The following is a 16,763-nucleotide window of genomic DNA, read 5'->3' on the forward strand; positions in this document are numbered from 1 at the left end:
GGTCGAACGGGCGACCGCTGTACGTGCCCGCGCTCGTCGCGTCCGCCGTGGCGGCCTGCGACTCGCGCCGCGCCTCCGCCAGCGCCTCCTTCGGGTCGGTCAGCGCCACCGGCGGCAGGTCGTCCGGGCTGAGCGGGGACGCCCCGGCCGGGCGGGACGGCGCGGGCGCCTCGGCCCCGCCGCCCGCGGCGCCGCCGAACGCCGCGCCGAAGCCCTGCGTGAACTGGCCCAGCATGCCGGTGAGCTCGGACGGCACGATCCAGACCTTGTTCGCCGGGGTCGCGGCGAGCTTCGGCAGGGCCTGCAGGTACTGGTAGGCCAGCAGCTTCGGGTCGGCGTCGCCGCGGTGGACGGCGTCGAACACCTGGAGGATCGCGCGGGACTCGCCCTCGGCGGTGAGGATCGCGGACTGCGCCGCGCCCTCGGCCCGCAGGATCGCGGCCTGCTTCTCACCCTCGGCGGTGAGGATCTGGGACTGCTTCACGCCCTCGGCCGTGAGGATCGCCGCACGACGGTCCCGCTCGGCGCGCATCTGCTGCTCCATCGCGCCCTGCACGGAGGCGGGCGGGTCGATGCTCTTCAGCTCGACGCGGTTCACGCGGATGCCCCACTTGCCGGTGGCCTCGTCGAGGACACCGCGCAGCTGGCCGTTGATCTGGTCCCGGCTGGTCAGCGTCTGCTCGAGGTCCATCGAGCCGATGACGTTCCGGAGCGTGGTGACGGTGAGCTGCTCGATACCGGTGATGTAGTTGGCGATCTCGTAGACCGCGGACTTCGGCTCGGTGACCTGGAAGTAGATGACCGTGTCGATGCTCACGACCAGGTTGTCCGAGGTGATCACGGGCTGCGGCGGGAACGACACCACCTGCTCGCGCAGGTCGACCCCGGCCCGGACCCGGTCGATGAACGGGATGATCAGGTGCAGTCCCGCGTCCATCGTGCGGTGGTAGCGGCCCAGCCGCTCGACGATCAGCGCGACCGTCTGCGGCACGACCCGCACCGCCCGGGCCAGCGTGACCACGACGAAGATCGCGAGGACTGCGAGGAACACCCAGCCCACGATCGCGCCGACGTTGGGGTCGTCCACGTCCGTCTCCTCCCTGCGGCGGCCCGGGACGGACCGCGTCGTGGCGGCGGCCGGTCGGCCGTCGCCGTGCGTGCCGGGCCTCGCGGACCCGGCACCTCCCGGCGCCCGGTCAGGCCCCGGCCGGTGCCCCCGGTGCTCCCGGCGCTGCCGCCGGGCCGCCGGGTGCCGTGTCGGTGGCGGCCCCCGAGGGGCCCGTGGCACCAGCGGGTCCGACGGGCTCGACCACGGCGGTCGCACCGTCGATGCGCGCCACGCGCACCTCGGTGCCCGCCGCGAACGCGGCCCCGCCCACTGCCCGGGCCGACCAGACCTCGCCCGCGAGCTTGACCCGGCCGCCCTCCAGGTCCGTGGGCGCCACCACGACGGCCGACCGGCCGACGAGCGCGGCGGTGTTGGTCTCCACCAGCGACGTGCGCAGGCGCAGCCGCCGGAGCAGGAACGGGCGCAGCGCGAACAGCATCAGCAGCGACGCCACGGCCGCGGCCACGATCTGCACCGCCAGCGGCGCGCCGAGCGCGTTCGCGAGGGCGCCCACCAGGGCACCGCCCGCCAGCATGAGGAAGATGAGGTCGAGCGCGAAGATCTCGACGACGCCGAGCAGCAGCGCACCCCCGAGCCACCAGAGCCAGCCCATCGGGACCCCCTTCACCAGGGCGCCGTCCGGCGCCGTCGTCGTCGCCGCGCCGGTCCGGGGTCGTCCCCGGGGCGCGGCCGCTCACCACGATCCTAGACGATCCCTTTGCCGACCTGTGAGGAACCGGTGAGGTCCGCCGGACGAGCGGACGAACCGGGCACCGTCCCGGCGACCCCGGCGGCCCGCGCGGAGCGGGTCAGTCCGCGGCGCGCGCCGTCCACCGGTCGCCCACGCGCTCCACCTGCAGCGGGGTGCCGAACGCGGCCGTGAGGTTCTCGCCCGTGAGCACCTCCGCGACCGGACCGGCGGCGTGCACCTTCCCGCCCGCGAGCAGCAGCAGGTGCGTGAAGCCCGGCGGGATCTCCTCGACGTGGTGCGTCACGAGCACCAGCGCCGGGGACTTCCGGTCTCCCGCGAGCTCGGCCAGCGCCGCCACGAGCTCCTCGCGCCCGCCGAGGTCGAGGCCCGCGGCGGGCTCGTCCAGCAGCAGCAGCTCGGGGTCGCTCATCAGCGCCCGCGCGATCTGCACGCGCTTGCGCTCGCCCTCGCTCAGCGTGCCGAAGTACCGGTCGGCGAACCCGGCGACGCCGAACGCCGCCATGAGGTCCGCCGCACGCGACTCGTCGACCTGCTCGTACGCCTCGCGCCACCGGCCGGTCACGCCGTAGGCGGCGGTCAGCACCACGTCGCGCACGAGCTCACCGCCGGGGATCCGGTCCGCGAGCGCGGCGCTCGCCAGGCCGATGCGGGGCCGCAGCTCGAAGACGTCGACCCGGCCGAGGCGCGAGCCCAGCAGGTCGGCCGTCCCGGAGGTGGGGTGCATCCGGCCGGAGGCCACCTGGAGCACCGTTGTCTTGCCGGCGCCGTTGCGTCCGAGGACCACCCAGCGCTCGCCCTCGCGGACCCGCCAGGACAGCCCGTCGAGGATCGTCGTGGTGCCGCGGCGGATGGTCACGTCCTGCAGGTCGAGCACGTCGGTCATGGTCACCGACCCTATCCGCCCGGACGGCCACGGGCGGCACGAAGCGGGCGCGGCGCCCGACGTCCGCCGGTGGACGTACGTTGGGTGCCGTGGACCGCACTCCCCTCGCCCTGCCCCGTTCCGTGCTGCTGGCGCTCTGGCTCGCCGAGCCGGGCGCCGGATCGGGACCGGTGCAGCGCACCCTGGACGCCGTGCAGGGCGACGACGAGCCGCACCGCGTCGAGGTGGTCGGCGCGAGGGTGCCGGGGCTAGGCGCGTCGGAGGACGCCCCGCTGCCGGGAGCCGGGGCGGGCACGGCGACGCTGGCCGACCTCGTCGCGGCGTGGGCGAGCGGCCCGCGCGTCGTCGCCGCCGTGCTGCCCGCACCTGGCGACCCGGCCGGCGCCCCCGCCGCGGTGGCGGGTCCGGCCCAGGAGTCCGGCGAGGCGGTGCTGGTCAGCACCCCCGACGGCGACTTCGCGGCCGTGCCGCGCGTCGAGGTGTTCGGCAGCGTCTACGAGCAGGGCCACCAGGTCACCTGGCGGGTGCACGCGGTCCCCGCGTGGCGCACGACGCTCGTCGGGCACGTCGGCACGCTCGCCGAGGCGGACCGGGAGCTCACCGTCGCGCTCACCCGCGCGACCGAGGCGCTGACCACCCTGGACGTCGCGCGGTGGCGCCCGGACGCCGCCGAGCGGATCGCCGCGCTGCGCGACACCCCGGACGCGCGCGGGGTGCTCCCGCCCGGCCTGGACCCGCGTCGGGTGCGGGTCATCGGGTCGGCGCTGCGGCTGCGGGCCATCGTCGACATCGCGACCGCGGACGACGGTGCCGCGGTCAACCTGTGGCAGGCCGACCAGCGCACCACGGCGCTGCGGGACGTGGACCGGGCCGCGCGGCGCGCCCTGGCGGTGGCGACGCACCCGGCGCACGACGCCCCGGACCCCGCCCGGGGCTGAGCCGCCCGGGGCCGGGCAGGACGGACGCCGCGCGTCAGCGCAGCACGGAGCGGTAGACCTCCAGCGTCCGCTCGGCGACCGCGTCCCAGGAGAAGTGGTCCTCGACCCGCTGCCGGGCCGCGACGCCCCAGGCCCGCGCGCGCTCGACGTCGGACACGGCCTCGGTGAGCGTCGCGCCGAGGTCGGCGACGAACGCGTCGGGGTCCACCGGCGTCCCCGTGCCGTCCTGCACCTGGTCGATCGGCACGAGCCAGCCGGTGCGCCCGGCGTCCACGACCTCCGGGATGCCGCCGGTCGCCGTGCCGACGACGGGCAGGCCCACGGCCATGGCCTCGAGGTTGACGATGCCCAGCGGCTCGTACACCGACGGGCAGGCGAACACCGTCCCGGTCGCGAGCACCGCGACGAGCTCGTCGCGCGGCAGCATCCGCTCGATCCAGACGACCCCGTCGCGGCGGGCGCGCAGCTGCTCGACCAGCCCGGTGACCTCGGCGAGGATCTCCGGGGTGTCGGGCGCACCGGCGCACAGCACGAGCTGCACCTCGGGCGGCAGCTGCTCGGCGGCGCGCAGCAGGTACGGCAGCCCCTTCTGCCGCGTGATCCGCCCGACGAACACCACCGCGGGGCGGTCCGGGTCGATGCCGTTGGCGCGGGCCACGTCGCGCGCGGCGTCCCACTCGTCCTCGGTGCCGGGACGGCGCCAGCCCGCGAGGTCGATGCCGTTGTGCACCACGTGGACGCGACCCGGGTCGATCGCCGGGTAGCAGCGCAGGATGTCGGCCCGCATGCCCGCGCTCACGGCGATCACCGCGGCGGCGGACTCGAACGCCGTGCGCTCGGCCCAGGACGACAGCGCGTAGCCGCCGCCGAGCTGCTCGGCCTTCCACGGGCGCAGCGGCTCCAGGCTGTGCGCGGACACCACGTGCGGGACGCCGTGCAGCAGCGACGCCAGGTGGCCCGCGAGGTTCGCGTACCAGGTGTGCGAGTGCACGAGGTCGGTCGCGTCGCCCGCGTCCCCGCCCGCGCGGCCCACGCCGTCGACGATCGCCAGGTCGACCCCGAAGGTCGCGAGGGCCGGGTTCGCGTCGGCCAGCGGACCGGGCACGTCGTACCCCGTCACGCCGGGCTCGTCGCGTGCGCCGTCGAAGCAGTGGACGCGCACGTCGACGCTGCGCCGCAGCACCGCGGCGAGCTCGGCCACGTGCACGCCGGCACCCCCGTAGACGTGCGGCGGGTACTCGCGGGTCAGCAGGTCGACTCTCACGCGCGACACGCTAGCGCGGAACTGCCCGTTCGCCTCGCCGTGGGCGGTCCTGTGGCCCTAGGGTCGGGGCATGGCAGCGCCGCGCATCCTGGCAATCGTCCTCGCAGGTGGAGAGGGCAAGCGGCTCATGCCGCTCACCGCCGCCCGCGCGAAGCCCGCGGTCCCGTTCGGGGGCATCTACCGGCTCGTCGACTTCGCGCTGTCGAACCTGGTGAACTCGCGGTACCTGCACATCATCGTGCTGACCCAGTACAAGTCCCACAGCCTCGACCGGCACGTGTCCAAGACGTGGCGCATGTCGACCCTGCTGGGCAACTACGTCTCCCCCGTGCCCGCGCAGCAGCGGGTCGGCAAGCACTGGTACCTCGGTAGCGCCGACGCGATCTACCAGTGCCTCAACATCCTGGACGACGAGCGGCCCGACATCGTCGTCGTGGTCGGCGCCGACCACGTGTACCGCATGGACTTCTCGCAGATGGTGGACCAGCACATCGCCACCGGTGCCGAGATGACGGTCGCGGGCATCCGCCAGCCCATCGCGATGGCCGACCAGTTCGGCGTGATCGAGACCGACCCGGCCGACCCCACGCGGATCACCGCGTTCCGGGAGAAGCCCGCCGACCCCGTCGGGCTGCCGGACTCCCCCGGCGAGATCCTCGCGTCGATGGGCAACTACGTCGTCAACACCGACGCGCTGATCCGCGCCGTCACGGAGGACGCCGAGAACCCGACGTCCCGGCACGACATGGGCGGCGACCTCGTCCCCGCGTTCGTGGAGCGCGGTACCGCGGGCGTCTACGACTTCATCAACAACGACGTCCCCGGCTCCACGGACCGGGACCGCGACTACTGGCGCGACGTCGGGACCCTGGACTCGTACTACGACGCGAACCAGGACCTCATCTCCATCGAGCCGGTGTTCAACCTCTACAACGACGCGTGGCCGCTCTACACCGGCTACACGGGGCTGCCGCCCGCGAAGTTCGTGCACGCCGGGGCGGGCCGCCTCGGGCACGCCGCGGACTCCATCGTGTCGCCCGGCGTCATCGTCTCGGGCGCCACCGTGTCCGGGTCGGTGCTGTCCCCCGGGGTCTACCTGCACTCGTGGGCGCAGGTCACCGACTCGGTGCTCATGGACGGCGTCATCGTGAACCGGTACGCGCAGGTGCACCGCGCGATCCTCGACAAGAACGTCGTCGTGCACGAGCGCGCCCGGGTCGGCATCGACCGCGAGCACGACCTCGCGCGCGGGTTCACGGTCACCGAGTCCGGCATCACGGTCGTGCCGAAGGGCGCTGAGATCACGCTCTGACCGCGTCCGGGCGCACGGGGGCTGGACACCCGGCGCGGCACCGCCGCCGCGCTCGGTAGCCTGCCGTCGTGAGCCAGCCCACGCCGCCCCGCCTCGTCGTGATGGACGTCGACTCCACCCTGATCACCCAGGAGGTCGTCGAGCTGCTGGCCGCCCACGCGGGCAGCCGGGACGAGGTCGCCGACATCACCGAGCGCGCCATGCGCGGCGAGCTCGACTTCACCGAGTCCCTGCGGGCGCGCGTCGCGACCCTCGCCGGGCTGCCGGTGTCGGTCCTGGACGCCGTGCTGGCGGAGGTCGTCGTCACCCCCGGCGCCGTCGAGCTGCTGGCCGAGGTCGACCGGCGCGGCTGGCACGTCGGCGTGGTCTCCGGCGGGTTCGCGGAGGTCGTGCAGCCGCTCGCGGCGCGCCTGGGCATCCCGCGCACGCACGCGAACGTGCTGGAGGTCGAGCACGGGGCGCTGACCGGGCGGGTCGCGGGCGAGGTCGTGGATCGGGCGGTCAAGGCCCGGCAGCTGCGCGCGTGGGCCGCCGAGCTGGGCGTGCCGATGGACCGCACCGTCGCCATCGGAGACGGGGCGAACGACCTCGACATGATCGCCGCGGCGGGCTACGGCATCGCGTTCAACGCGAAGCCCGTGGTGCGCGCGCAGGCCGACGCGGCGGTGGACGACCGCCTGGACGCGGTGCTGACCCTGCCCCCGTTCGCGGACTGACGCGGGGGCTTCCCCACCCCACGAGGTCGGGGGAACACGTCGAGGTCGGCGGAACGGATCCACCGACCTCGTCGGCGACCACCGACCTCGCCGGGAACGGCTCAGTCCGGGCTGATCACCGTGAGCAGGCGCGCGGCGTCCGGCTCCAGGTCCGCCCAGGCGCCGCTGACCTCGAGGACCGAGTACGTCGCCGTCGGGACCCCGACGCGCACGCGCGCGACGGCGGCCTCGTCCGAGCCCGGACCGGCGAGCGCGGCGGCGGTCTGCGAGACGGTCGGCTCGTGGCCGACGACCAGCAGCGTGCCGACGGACTCGTCCGTCTGCCGGAGCAGCCCGAGCAGGCTGCGCACCCCGGCGGCGTAGACGTCGTCGCTGAGCGTCGCCACCTCGGGCGGCACACCGAGGCCGGCGCGCACGAGGTCCCACGTCTGGCGGGTGCGCAGCGCCGTCGACACCAGCACGGCGTCCGGCACCAGTCCGGTCGCGGCCAGCGACCCGCCGACCCCGGTGGCCTGCGAGCGGCCCTTGAGGGCGAGCGGGCGCATCTGGTCGTCGAGGGACCCGGCGGGCTCCGCCTTCGCGTGGCGGAGCAGGACGAGCTGGTGCGCGGAACGGTCGGTCACGCGCACCAGCGTCCCACGACTACTGGCCCATCGCGTGCACGCCGCCGTCGACGTGCACCATCTCCCCCGTCGTCTTGGGGAACCAGTCGGACAGCAGCGCCGCGACCGCGCGGGCCGTGGGCTCCGGGTCGTGCACGTCCCAGCCGAGGGGCGCGCGGCCGTCCCAGCCGCCCTCCATCGACTCGAAGCCCGGGATGGACTTCGCGGCGGTGGTGCGGATCGGGCCGGCGGACACCACGTTGACGCGGATGCCCTGCGGGCCGAGGTCGCGGGCCAGGTAGCGGGAGGTCGACTCGAAGGCGGCCTTGGCGACGCCCATCCAGTCGTAGACCGGCCACGCGAACCGCGCGTCGAAGGTCAGGCCGACGATGGAGCCGCCGCCGGTGAGCAGCGGCTGCGTGGCGGTGGCCAGCGACTTCAGGGAGAACGCGGACACCTCGAGCGCGGTGGCGACGTCGGCCCACTCGGCGGCGAGGAAGTTGCCGCCCATGACGGACTGCGGCGCGAAGCCGATGGAGTGCACGACCCCGTCCAGGTGGTCCACGTGCTCGCGGACGCGCTCCGGCAGGGCCGCCAGGTCCTCGGCGTCCGTGACGTCGAGCTGCACGACCGGCGCCTCCTTCGGCAGCCGCCGGGCGATGGCCTGCGTGAGGCGGAACTGGCGCCCGAACGAGCTCAGCACGACCTCGGCGCCCTCCTCCTGCGCGAGGCGCGCGACGTGGAAGGCGATGGAGCCGTCGGTGAGGACGCCGGTGACGAGGAGCTTCTTGCCGTCGAGGAGACCCATGGTCGATCCGATCTGTGCGAGGTGGTGCGGGAGGTGGGAGGTCAGTGGCCCATGCCGAGGCCGCCGTCGACCGGCAGCACGGCGCCGGAGATGTACCCGGCGGCGGGCGAGGCGAGGAACTCGACGGCGGCGGCGATCTCGTCCACGGCACCGAACCGGCCCGCGGGGATCGACGCCAGGTACGCGTCCTGGCGGTCCTGGGTGAGCTCGGCCGTCATGGAGGTCTCCACGAAGCCGGGGGCGACGACGTTCGCGGTGATGCCGCGCCCGCCGAGCTCGCGCGTCACCGAGCGGGCCATGCCGACGAGGCCGGCCTTGGTCGCCGTGTAGTTGACCTGCCCGGCGTTGCCGTACAGGCCCACGACCGAGCCGATCATGACGATGCGCCCGCGGCGCAGCCGGATCATGCCCTTGGACGCGCGGCGCACGCAGCGGAAGACGCCGGTGAGGTTGACGTCGACGACCTGCTCGAAGTCCTCGTCGGTCATCCGCATCAGCAGGCCGTCGCGGGTCACGCCGGCGTTCGCGACGAGCACCTCGACGGGGCCGTGCGCGGCCTCGACCTCGGCGAACGCGGCGTCCACGGCGGCGGTGTCGGTCACGTCGCCGGTCACGGTGAGCACCCCGTCGGGGGCGCCGCCGCTGCGGGCGAGCGTGGCGACCTTGTCGCCGTTGGCGAGGAACCGCTCGGCGATGGCACGACCGATCCCGCGGTTGGCGCCGGTCACGAGCACGCTGCGCGGCTCCGGGCGGGTGGGCTGGGAAGTCTCGGACACGGAAGTCGACGCTAGCCGACGCCCTCGGCCGGACGATGCACCGGCGCGGCACACGATGCCGGGCCACGGTTGTCCGGTTCGCACAATCGCCGGGCCGCGGGTGCGGTGCGACTCACGGGTCCCGACCGCGCCGCGCGGGCGGCGTCCGTCGGACGGCGCGCCTACGATCAGGTGTGAGCAGGAGGACCCCCGACCCGGCGCAGAGCATCACCAGCGCCCCCGAGCCCCTCGGCGCCGACCAGGCCCGCCGGGCCCGGCGCTACCTGGTGCAGATGGGCATCCGGGTGGTCTGCTTCCTGCTGGCCGCGCTGCTGTGGGCGCACGTGCCGCTGTGGGTGAGCCTGACGCTCATCGTCGGCGCCGTGGTCCTGCCCTACACCGCCGTGCTGTTCGCCAACGCCGGGCGCGAGCGCCAGGCCGTCGGGCCGGTCGCGGTGCTGCCGCCGTCCCTGCCGGCCGGGCCCGCCGGGACGGGCGACGCCCGGGACCACCGCGGCGAGCGCGACGACCGCACCGACGGAGGACCCCGATGACGACGCCCACCCCCGACGCCGTCGGCGACCTCGACTGCAGCGCGCGCGGCTGCCGCGCCGAGGCGGCCTGGGGCGTGCTCTGGAACAACCCGCGCCTGCACACCCCCGTGCGGCGCAAGGTCTGGCTGGCGTGCGACGAGCACCGCGAGCACCTGGAGGAGTACCTGCGGGCGCGGGCGTTCTGGAAGGAGACCGTGCCGGTCGCCGACCTGCCGCGCCTCGACCTCGGCGAGCGCCCGGCCGGGCTGCCGGGGACCGGGCTGCCGGGGCTGCCCGGGCTGCGATGACCGACGACGCGCCCCGCCCCCGGGTGACCCTGCGCGGCAACCCGGCGCTGCGCCGCGCCGTGGGCCTGGTGGTCCTCGCGGTCGTGGTCTCCACCGCCTGCGTCTTCCTGGGCCGGTGGCAGTGGCACCGGCATGTCGCCCGCGACGCGGCGATCCGGCTGGTGGAGCAGAACTACTCCGCCGACCCCGTGCCGCTGGCGGACCTGCTGCCGGGCGCGGGCGCCGACCTGGACCCGGGCGACGTGTGGCGGCAGGCCACCATCACCGGGACCTACGACGCCGACGCGACGGTGCTGCTGCGCAACCGCCCCGTGAACAGCGAGCCGGGCTTCCACGTGCTGACCCCGCTGGTGCTCGCGGACGGCTCGGCGCTGGTGGTCGACCGCGGCTGGGTGGCGTGGGACGACGACGCCAGCGGCGAGGTCTCCCTGCCCGCTCCCCCGTCGGGCGAGGTCGACGTCACCGTGCACCTGCGGCCCGACGAGCCGGCCAGCGAGCGTTCGGCCCCCGCGGGCCAGGTGCAGGCCATCCACGTGGACCAGGTGCTCGCCGCGGGCGGCACCGACGTCGCGTCGTTCGGGGGCTACGGCGCGGTGGTCGAGGAGCGGCCCGCGGCGGACGTGCGGCTGGGGTCGCTGCCCGCGCCGTCCACCGACCCGGGGTCGCACCTGTCGTACGCGTTCCAGTGGTGGACGTTCGCGGTGGGCTCGCTCGGCGCGTTCGGGTGGCTGGCGCGGCGGGAGCTGCTGGAGGCCGACCAGCCCGACGGCGAGCCCGGCGCGGTCCCGACGGCGCAGCGCTCGCGCCGCCGGCGCACCAGCGACGAGGACACCGAGGACGCCCTGATCGACGCCCAGCTGCCCTGAGCGCGCCGCCCGGGAGTCAGCCCCCGGCGACGAGCCGGAGCCGGCAGGCGAGCTCCAGGGCGAACCGGGTGTCCGGGTCGTCGAGGTCGAGGGCGAGGGTCCGCTCGATCCGCCGGACCCGGTAGTTCACCGCGTTCGGGTGCAGCGTCAGCAGGGCGGCCGCGCGCGCGAGGGAGTTGCGGGTGCTGAGGTAGGCCAGCAGGGTGCGCACGGCCGTGTCCGCGGGCTCCGCGCCGAGCGCGTCCAGCGGCGCGAGCAGGTCGTCCAGCAGGCTGCGGCTGAGCGGCGAGGCGTGGAAGTCGAGCAGCACCCGGCGCAGCCCGGTCACGTCGCTGACCTCGACCGCGCCGTACCGGCCCGCGGCCACGGCGGACTCGGCGGCGACCCGCGCCTCGCTGGCCGACTGCCGCAGCCCGGCGGCGCCGCCCTGCGGGGTGCCGAGGCCGACGGTGACCGTCCACCCGTCGCCCGCGACGGCGCGGGCGTGCTCCGCCAGTCGCTCGGCGACGTCGCGCAGCCGCCGCTGGTGGTCGGGCGCCCCGGTCTCCTCGGAGGCGACCACCACGAGGTCGTCGTGGAACGTCGCGACGTGCCACGTCTCGGCGCGCGCGTCCACGAGCTGCAGGGCGCGCAGCTCCATGGTGGCGGCGAGCGCCGCGGGCGGGCGGCGCAGCGGGTCAGGGCGGTAGCGCGGGACCAGCCACGCGACGGTGTGCGACAGCGCGACGGGCAGGCCCGCGCGCGCGGCGTCGACCCCGATCGCGTCGATGCGCGCGGTGTCGGCGAGCAGCAGCTCGACCACGAGGTCCGCGCGCGAGCGCACGGGGCCGAACCGGTCCTGGGTCTCGCGGGCGAGCGCCCGGGACAGCATGGACGCGACGACGGGCAGCGCGAGCGCGACGGCGGGGTCCTGCCGGTCGGCGACCAGGCGGCCGAGCGGGACCTCGCCGATGCAGACCGCGTCCGGGTCGGTCCACCGCACGCCCGGCACCTCGTCGAGACGCAGCACCGCGCCGAGCGCGGTGCCCGCGGTGCCGAGCACGGCGGTCCGGGCGTCCGACGGGTCGGCGGCCAGCGCCTCGGCGACGGCGGCCACGGCGTGCTCGGCGCGGGCGAGCGACCCGGCGGCACCCCGGCCGACCAGCCGGTCGACCAGCACGGCGAGCTCGGCGGGCTCCGCGCGCGCCGTGAGCACCGGCAGCGCACCGCCCGCCGCGAGGGTGCGCGCCGTCTCCGGCAGCGCCTCCACGCCCGGCAGCACGAGGGCCGCGACCGACCCGGCCAGGGCCCGGCGCACGGCGATATCGATCTGGTAGGCCCGCGCGGGTGCGCCGGTGCCCGTGGTGGCGACGACGAGGTGCCCGGGCTCCGCGCGGTCGAGCTCGTCCAGCCGGAGCGTGCGCACCCCGAGCACCGGCACGCCGACCGGGTCGCCGGTCAGCACCCGGACCCCGAAGCGGTCCGCCTGGGCGACGACCTCGTCCAGCGCAACATGCTCGACACGCACCTGTGGTGGTGGCACAACCGCACCCCGTTCTGTGGTCTGACGGCACATTGTCGCACGTCAGAGCCGGTTCGTACGGTCGGTCCATGCCCCGCAGCACCGCCCTCGCGGCAGCCACCACGCCCCCGCCACCCGAGCCGTCCCCGCCGCCCCTGCGGCCCCTGACCGCCGTCGGCCCCGACGACGTCGCCCCGCTCGCGGCGGGCGCCGCGGTGTTCGGCACCGGCGGCGGCGGGGCGGTGCACACCGTGCGGCTGTCCGTCGGCACCGCCGTCGCCGAGCACGGCCCGGTCCCGCTGGTGCGGGTCGCCGACCTCACCGCCGACGACGTCGTCATCAACCTGTCGGCGATGGGCGCCCCGTCCGTCGGCATCGAGATGCTCGGCGCCGCGGCGCAGGCCCGCACGCTGGTGCACGAGGTGGAGCAGCTCGTCGGGCGGCGCGTCACGACGCTGATGGCGGCGGAGATCGGCGGCAGCAACGGCGTCGCGCCCGTCGGCTGGGCGGCCCAGCTCGGCCTGCAGGTGCTGGACGCCGACGGCATGGGCCGCGCGTTCCCGCAGGCCACGATGATCGCGATGAACGTCGCCGGGCTGGCGAGCGAGTTCGCGGTGATGGCCGACGTCGTCGGGAACGTCACCGTGCTGCGCACCCGGGACATCGCCTGGCTGGAGCGGCACGCCCGCGCGTTCACCGTGGCCGCCGGGGGCATCGCGCTCGGCGCGCACTACCTGCTGGACCACCGCACCGCTCCGGGCGCCGTCATCGAGGGCACCGTCAGCCGGGCCGTCGAGGTGGGGCGCCGGCTGCTGGGCGCCGCGGACCCCGTGGCCGAGGTCGCCGACGAGCTCGGCGCGGCCGTGCTGGTCGCGGGCAAGGTCATCGACATCGACCGGGTCACCGAGGGCGGGTTCACCCGCGGCTCGGTGACCGTGCAGGGCGTCGGCCCCGACCGCGGGCGGCTGCTGCGGGTCGAGATCCAGAACGAGAACCTCGTCGTCGTCGAGGACGGCGAGGTGCTGGTCAGCGTGCCCGACCTCGTCACGGTGGTGGACTCCGAGACGGGCGAGGCGATCTCGACCGAGATGCTGCGGTTCGGCCAGCGGGTCAGCGTGCTGGCCTGGGCGTGCGACCCGCTGTGGCGCACCCCGCGCGGCATCGAGCTCGCGGGGCCCCGCGCCTTCGGGTACGACCTCGACTACGTGCCGTTCGACGGCACCGCGGCGGTGGGGGCGTGAGCGGCCGGGACCTGTCCGTCGGCATCGACGTCGGCGGGACCAACACCGACGCGGTCGTGCTCGACGCCGACGGCACCGTGCTGGCCTGGACCAAGCAGGCGACCACCGAGGACGTGACCGGTGGGGTGCGTGCGGCGCTGGCCGCCGTGCTGCGCGACCTCGGGCCCGCCCGCGACGCCGTGTCCCGGGTCATGCTCGGCACGACGCACGCCACCAACGCGATCGTCCGCCGCCGGGACCTGGGCCGGGTCGCGGTGCTGCGGCTCGGCGCCCCGGCGTCCACCGACTTCCCGTCCCTGGTGGGCTGGCCGTCCGACCTGCGGGACACCGTGCTGGCCGGGGCGCTGCTCGCGGGCGGCGGGCACCTCGTGGACGGCTACCCGCTGTCGCCGCTGGACCTGGACGGCGTCCGCCGGTTCCTCGACGGCCTCGACCGCACCGGCGGCGGGTACGACGCCGTCGCGGTGTGCGGCATCTTCAGCCCGTCGTTCCCGGAGCAGGAGCTCGAGGTGGCGGCGCTGGTCGCCGAGCACGCCGGGGCGGACCTGCCGGTGTCCCTCAGCCACGAGGTCGGCGAGCTCGGGCTGCTGGAGCGGGAGAACGCGACGGTGCTGAACGCCGCGCTGCACCGCGTCGCCGGGGACGTCACCCGGGCGCTGCTGGTCGCGGTCGCCGACGAGGGCCTGGACGCCGCGACGTTCTTCGCCCAGAACGACGGCACCCTGATGGCGGTCGAGTACGCCGCCCGGTACCCGGTGCTGACCATCGGCTCCGGCCCGGCGAACTCGATCCGCGGCGCCGCCCGGCTGTCCGGCGCGGACGCCGCCGTCGTGGTGGACGTCGGCGGCACCACCAGCGACCTCGGCGTGCTGGTCGACCGGTTCCCCCGCGAGTCCACCCTGCCGCGCGAGATCGGCGGGGTGCGCACCAACTTCCGGATGCCCGACGTGCTGAGCGTCGCGCTCGGCGGCGGCACGGTGGTCGACCTGGACCGCCGGGTGCCGCTCACCGACTCGGTGGGCCACCGCATCCGCACCGAGGGGCTGCTGTTCGGCGGCGGCACGCCGACGCTCACCGACGCCGCCGCGGCGGTCCGCCCCGGCACCGTCCCCGGCCACGACCTGCCCGGGCTGCCCCGCGGCACGCGCGACGCCCTCGCCGCCGCGCTGGCCGTGGCGCACGAGCGGGTCGAGGCCGCCGTCGAGCGGATGTCGCTCGGGCGCACCGACCTGCCGCTCGTCGTGGTCGGCGGCGGTGGGTTCCTCGTGCCGGACGCCGTCGCGGGTGCGGGCGAGGTGCTGCGCCCCGGGCGCGGCGACGTCGCCAACGCCGTGGGCGCGGCCATCGCCCTCGCCGGGGGCCGCGCCGACCAGCTCTGCGACCACGCCGACCGGGACGCGGCCATCGCCGAGGCCAGCCGGCAGGCCGTCGAGCGCGCGATCCAGGCCGGTGCCGACCCGCACGCCGTCGAGATCGTCGACGTGCTGGAGACGCCCGTGTCCTACGCGACCCGCCCCACCGTCCGGGTCGCGGTCAAGGCCGCCGGCCCGCTCGCCCGGCTCTCCCCGACCGGCACCACCAGCCCCCGCACCTCCCTGCTCCCCTCCTGAGACGAAGGGCCACACCATGACTCGCAGACCCCGGGGCCTCGCCCCCGCCACCGCGCTGGCGGCCGTCGCCGCGCTGACCCTGACCGCCTGCGGCTCGGGCGGCGCCGGTCAGGACGGCGCCGCGACCGGCGGCACGCCGGTGTCCGGCGGCACATTCACCCTGGCGGTGAACGACGACCCGGGCAGCCTGTCCCCGCTGACCGGCGTCTCGCTGGTGCAGCGCGGCCTGGTCCCGTTCGGCTACGAGTCGCTGGTGTACACCACCGAGGACGGCGAGACGATCCCGTGGCTGGCCGAGAGCTGGGAGGAGTCCCCCACCTCGATCACGTACACGCTCAAGGAGGGCATCACCTGCGCGGACGGCACGGAGTTCACCGCCGAGACCGCCGCCGCGAACATCGCCTACCACGCGGACCCCGAGCACGGGACGTTCTGGTTCGGCTCCAACGTGACCGCCGACATGACCGCCACCGCCGACGGGCGGACGCTGACCATCGCGACGACGGCGACCAACCCGTTCCTGCTGCAGTCCACCGGGGCGGTCGAGATGGTCTGCCAGGCCGGGCTGGACGACCCGGAGACCCTGACCGACGCGACCAACGGCACCGCACTGTACGAGCTCGCCGACGCCACCGCGGGCGCCGACTACACGTACGCCAAGCGCGACGGGTACACCTGGGGCCCGGACGGCGTGACCAGCGAGACGGCGGGCCTGCCGGACGAGATCGTCGCCCGGGTGATCCGCGACGAGGCCACCGCGGCCAACCTCCTGCTGTCGGGCGAGCTCAACGCCGCGTCGGTGATCGGCGCCGACCGCGCCCGGGTGGACGCGGCCGGGCTGGACTCCGTCGGCGTGCTCAACCCCATCGGGCAGATGCTGTTCAACGAGCGCCCGGACCGGCCGACCGCCGACGAGCGGGTGCGTCGGGCGCTGGCCCTCGCGCTGGACCGCGAGGCCGTGGGCGAGCTCGTCACCGACGGGCAGTACCTCGAGTCCGTGTCCCTGGTGAACAAGACGCCGCTGACCTGCGTGGCCGACGGCCCGCTGTGGGAGCTGCCGGAGACCGACCTGGACGCCGCGGGCGACCTGCTCGACGAGGCGGGCTACCCGGCCGGGGCCGACGGCGCCCGGGATCTCACCATCCGGTTCATCTACGACGGCGGCACGCCCTCGCACGGGGCGGCGGCCGAGGAGGTGCAGGCGGAGTGGGACGCGCTCGGCATCACCACCGAGCTCGTCGCGGAGGACTCCGCCGGGTGGGCGGCCGACCTGTACCAGACCTACGACTGGGACACCGGCTTCGTGCAGCTCGCCCCGGGCAGCCCCGTCGTGCTCAGCCTGTTCTTCCTCGGCGCGCACAGCGAGGAGGGCGGCTACAACTTCATGGCCGTCGACAACCCGGAGTACGACGCCCTCGCCGAGCAGGCGCTCGTCGCCCCGGACGCGGACACCGCCTGCGGGCTGTGGCTCGAGGCGGAGCGCGAGCTCATCGAGCGGGTCGACACGCTCCCGGTCGCGGACACCCTGTCGCCGACGTACCTCAACGGGGCGACGGTCGAGATGCCGGGCAGCATCATGCCGACGTCCGTGCGGATGCTGGGCTGA

17 protein-coding genes are annotated in these 16,763 nt (G+C 75.6%); 9 read left to right on the forward strand and 8 right to left on the reverse strand.

Annotated features, from left to right (window positions below; translation table 11 throughout):
* The 3 genes from EBM89_RS03320 to EBM89_RS03330 form a co-directional block, all read right to left on the reverse strand.
* Positions 1-1,087: SPFH domain-containing protein (locus tag EBM89_RS03320; protein ID WP_147463434.1), on the reverse strand; the 1,087-nt coding region annotated here is incomplete at its 3' end.
* Positions 1,088-1,196: 109 nt separating this feature from the next.
* Positions 1,197-1,736 (reverse strand): NfeD family protein, encoded by a 540-nt coding sequence (locus EBM89_RS03325; protein ID WP_369408619.1) that lies wholly within the window; start codon positions 1,734-1,736, stop codon positions 1,197-1,199.
* 181 nt (positions 1,737-1,917) lie between these two features.
* Positions 1,918-2,703, reverse strand: coding sequence for an ABC transporter ATP-binding protein (locus tag EBM89_RS03330; RefSeq protein WP_122148084.1), 786 nt, complete (start codon positions 2,701-2,703; stop codon positions 1,918-1,920).
* An 89-nt stretch (positions 2,704-2,792) separates the two neighbouring features.
* Between EBM89_RS03330 and EBM89_RS03335 the strand changes: the two genes are divergently transcribed.
* Positions 2,793-3,641: an Rv1486c family protein gene (locus EBM89_RS03335; RefSeq protein ID WP_122148045.1), complete on the forward strand. Its 849-nt coding sequence runs from the start codon at positions 2,793-2,795 to the stop codon at positions 3,639-3,641.
* A gap of 34 nt (positions 3,642-3,675) precedes the next feature.
* Here the strand turns inward: EBM89_RS03335 and glgA are convergent, their stop codons facing one another.
* The gene (gene glgA / locus EBM89_RS03340) at positions 3,676-4,905 is read right to left on the reverse strand and encodes a glycogen synthase (RefSeq protein WP_122148085.1); all 1,230 of its coding nucleotides are present in this window, start codon (positions 4,903-4,905) and stop codon (positions 3,676-3,678) included.
* Positions 4,906-4,975: 70 nt separating this feature from the next.
* Between glgA and EBM89_RS03345 the strand changes: the two genes are divergently transcribed.
* Together EBM89_RS03345 and serB are read left to right on the forward strand one after the other, a co-directional pair.
* On the forward strand, positions 4,976-6,217 hold the full coding sequence (locus tag EBM89_RS03345; protein WP_122148046.1) for a glucose-1-phosphate adenylyltransferase: 1,242 nt from the start codon (positions 4,976-4,978) through the stop codon (positions 6,215-6,217).
* Between the two features lie 68 nt (positions 6,218-6,285).
* Positions 6,286-6,933 carry a phosphoserine phosphatase SerB gene (gene serB, locus EBM89_RS03350; RefSeq protein WP_255414331.1) on the forward strand — a complete coding sequence of 216 codons (648 nt, stop codon included), beginning with the start codon at positions 6,286-6,288 and terminating at the stop codon, positions 6,931-6,933.
* A 101-nt stretch (positions 6,934-7,034) separates the two neighbouring features.
* Here the strand turns inward: serB and EBM89_RS03355 are convergent, their stop codons facing one another.
* From EBM89_RS03355 to fabG, 3 genes are read right to left on the reverse strand one after another with little or no spacing between them, the layout of a single operon-like run.
* Positions 7,035-7,556, reverse strand: coding sequence for a SixA phosphatase family protein (locus EBM89_RS03355; protein ID WP_122148086.1), 522 nt, complete (start codon positions 7,554-7,556; stop codon positions 7,035-7,037).
* Between the two features lie 19 nt (positions 7,557-7,575).
* Entirely contained in the window at positions 7,576-8,343 is a 768-nt protein-coding gene (fabI, locus tag EBM89_RS03360; RefSeq protein WP_122148048.1) for an enoyl-ACP reductase FabI, read from the reverse strand.
* Between the two features lie 41 nt (positions 8,344-8,384).
* The gene (fabG, locus tag EBM89_RS03365) at positions 8,385-9,119 is read right to left on the reverse strand and encodes a 3-oxoacyl-ACP reductase FabG (protein WP_122148049.1); all 735 of its coding nucleotides are present in this window, start codon (positions 9,117-9,119) and stop codon (positions 8,385-8,387) included.
* Between the two features lie 173 nt (positions 9,120-9,292).
* On the opposite strand from fabG, the gene EBM89_RS03370 reads away from it, so the two are divergent.
* Genes EBM89_RS03370 through EBM89_RS03380 form a run of 3 tightly spaced genes read left to right on the forward strand, consistent with a single transcriptional unit; the run spans position 9,293 to position 10,805 of the window.
* Positions 9,293-9,652 carry a DUF3099 domain-containing protein gene (locus EBM89_RS03370; RefSeq protein ID WP_233571514.1) on the forward strand — a complete coding sequence of 120 codons (360 nt, stop codon included), beginning with the start codon at positions 9,293-9,295 and terminating at the stop codon, positions 9,650-9,652.
* Positions 9,649-9,939: a hypothetical protein gene (locus EBM89_RS03375; RefSeq protein ID WP_122148051.1), complete on the forward strand. Its 291-nt coding sequence runs from the start codon at positions 9,649-9,651 to the stop codon at positions 9,937-9,939. Before EBM89_RS03370 ends, EBM89_RS03375 begins: the two co-directional genes overlap by 4 nt.
* Entirely contained in the window at positions 9,936-10,805 is an 870-nt protein-coding gene (locus EBM89_RS03380; RefSeq protein WP_122148052.1) for an SURF1 family cytochrome oxidase biogenesis protein, read from the forward strand. Before EBM89_RS03375 ends, EBM89_RS03380 begins: the two co-directional genes overlap by 4 nt.
* A 16-nt stretch (positions 10,806-10,821) precedes the next feature.
* Here EBM89_RS03380 and EBM89_RS03385 read toward each other — a convergent pair whose 3' ends face one another.
* Entirely contained in the window at positions 10,822-12,312 is a 1,491-nt protein-coding gene (locus EBM89_RS03385) for a PucR family transcriptional regulator (RefSeq protein WP_199731958.1), read from the reverse strand.
* Between the two features lie 83 nt (positions 12,313-12,395).
* On the opposite strand from EBM89_RS03385, the gene EBM89_RS03390 reads away from it, so the two are divergent.
* From EBM89_RS03390 to EBM89_RS03400, 3 genes are read left to right on the forward strand one after another with little or no spacing between them, the layout of a single operon-like run.
* A complete protein-coding gene (locus EBM89_RS03390) occupies positions 12,396-13,547 on the forward strand; it encodes an S-methyl thiohydantoin desulfurase family protein (protein WP_122148054.1) in 1,152 nt (383 codons plus the stop codon).
* On the forward strand, positions 13,544-15,157 hold the full coding sequence (locus EBM89_RS03395; protein ID WP_122148055.1) for a hydantoinase/oxoprolinase N-terminal domain-containing protein: 1,614 nt from the start codon (positions 13,544-13,546) through the stop codon (positions 15,155-15,157). Before EBM89_RS03390 ends, EBM89_RS03395 begins: the two co-directional genes overlap by 4 nt.
* 16 nt (positions 15,158-15,173) lie before the next feature.
* Positions 15,174-16,763, forward strand: coding sequence for an ABC transporter substrate-binding protein (locus EBM89_RS03400; protein WP_122148056.1), 1,590 nt, complete (start codon positions 15,174-15,176; stop codon positions 16,761-16,763).

The sequence above is a fragment of the Cellulomonas triticagri genome, assembly GCF_003696205.1.
GTDB classification, from domain to species: Bacteria; Actinomycetota; Actinomycetes; order Actinomycetales; family Cellulomonadaceae; genus Cellulomonas; species Cellulomonas triticagri.

What these genes read in the sequence shown, in the direction of transcription:
- EBM89_RS03330 (WP_122148084.1), bottom strand. Translation starts at nt 2,703, where the DNA reads ATGACCGACGTGCTCGACCTGCAGGACGTGACCATCCGCCGCGGCACC.
- EBM89_RS03345 (WP_122148046.1), top strand. Translation starts at nt 4,976, where the DNA reads ATGGCAGCGCCGCGCATCCTGGCAATCGTCCTCGCAGGTGGAGAGGGC.
- fabI (WP_122148048.1), bottom strand. Translation starts at nt 8,343, where the DNA reads ATGGGTCTCCTCGACGGCAAGAAGCTCCTCGTCACCGGCGTCCTCACC.
- EBM89_RS03375 (WP_122148051.1), top strand. Translation starts at nt 9,649, where the DNA reads ATGACGACGCCCACCCCCGACGCCGTCGGCGACCTCGACTGCAGCGCG.
- EBM89_RS03380 (WP_122148052.1), top strand. Translation starts at nt 9,936, where the DNA reads ATGACCGACGACGCGCCCCGCCCCCGGGTGACCCTGCGCGGCAACCCG.
- EBM89_RS03390 (WP_122148054.1), top strand. Translation starts at nt 12,396, where the DNA reads ATGCCCCGCAGCACCGCCCTCGCGGCAGCCACCACGCCCCCGCCACCC.
- EBM89_RS03400 (WP_122148056.1), top strand. Translation starts at nt 15,174, where the DNA reads ATGACTCGCAGACCCCGGGGCCTCGCCCCCGCCACCGCGCTGGCGGCC.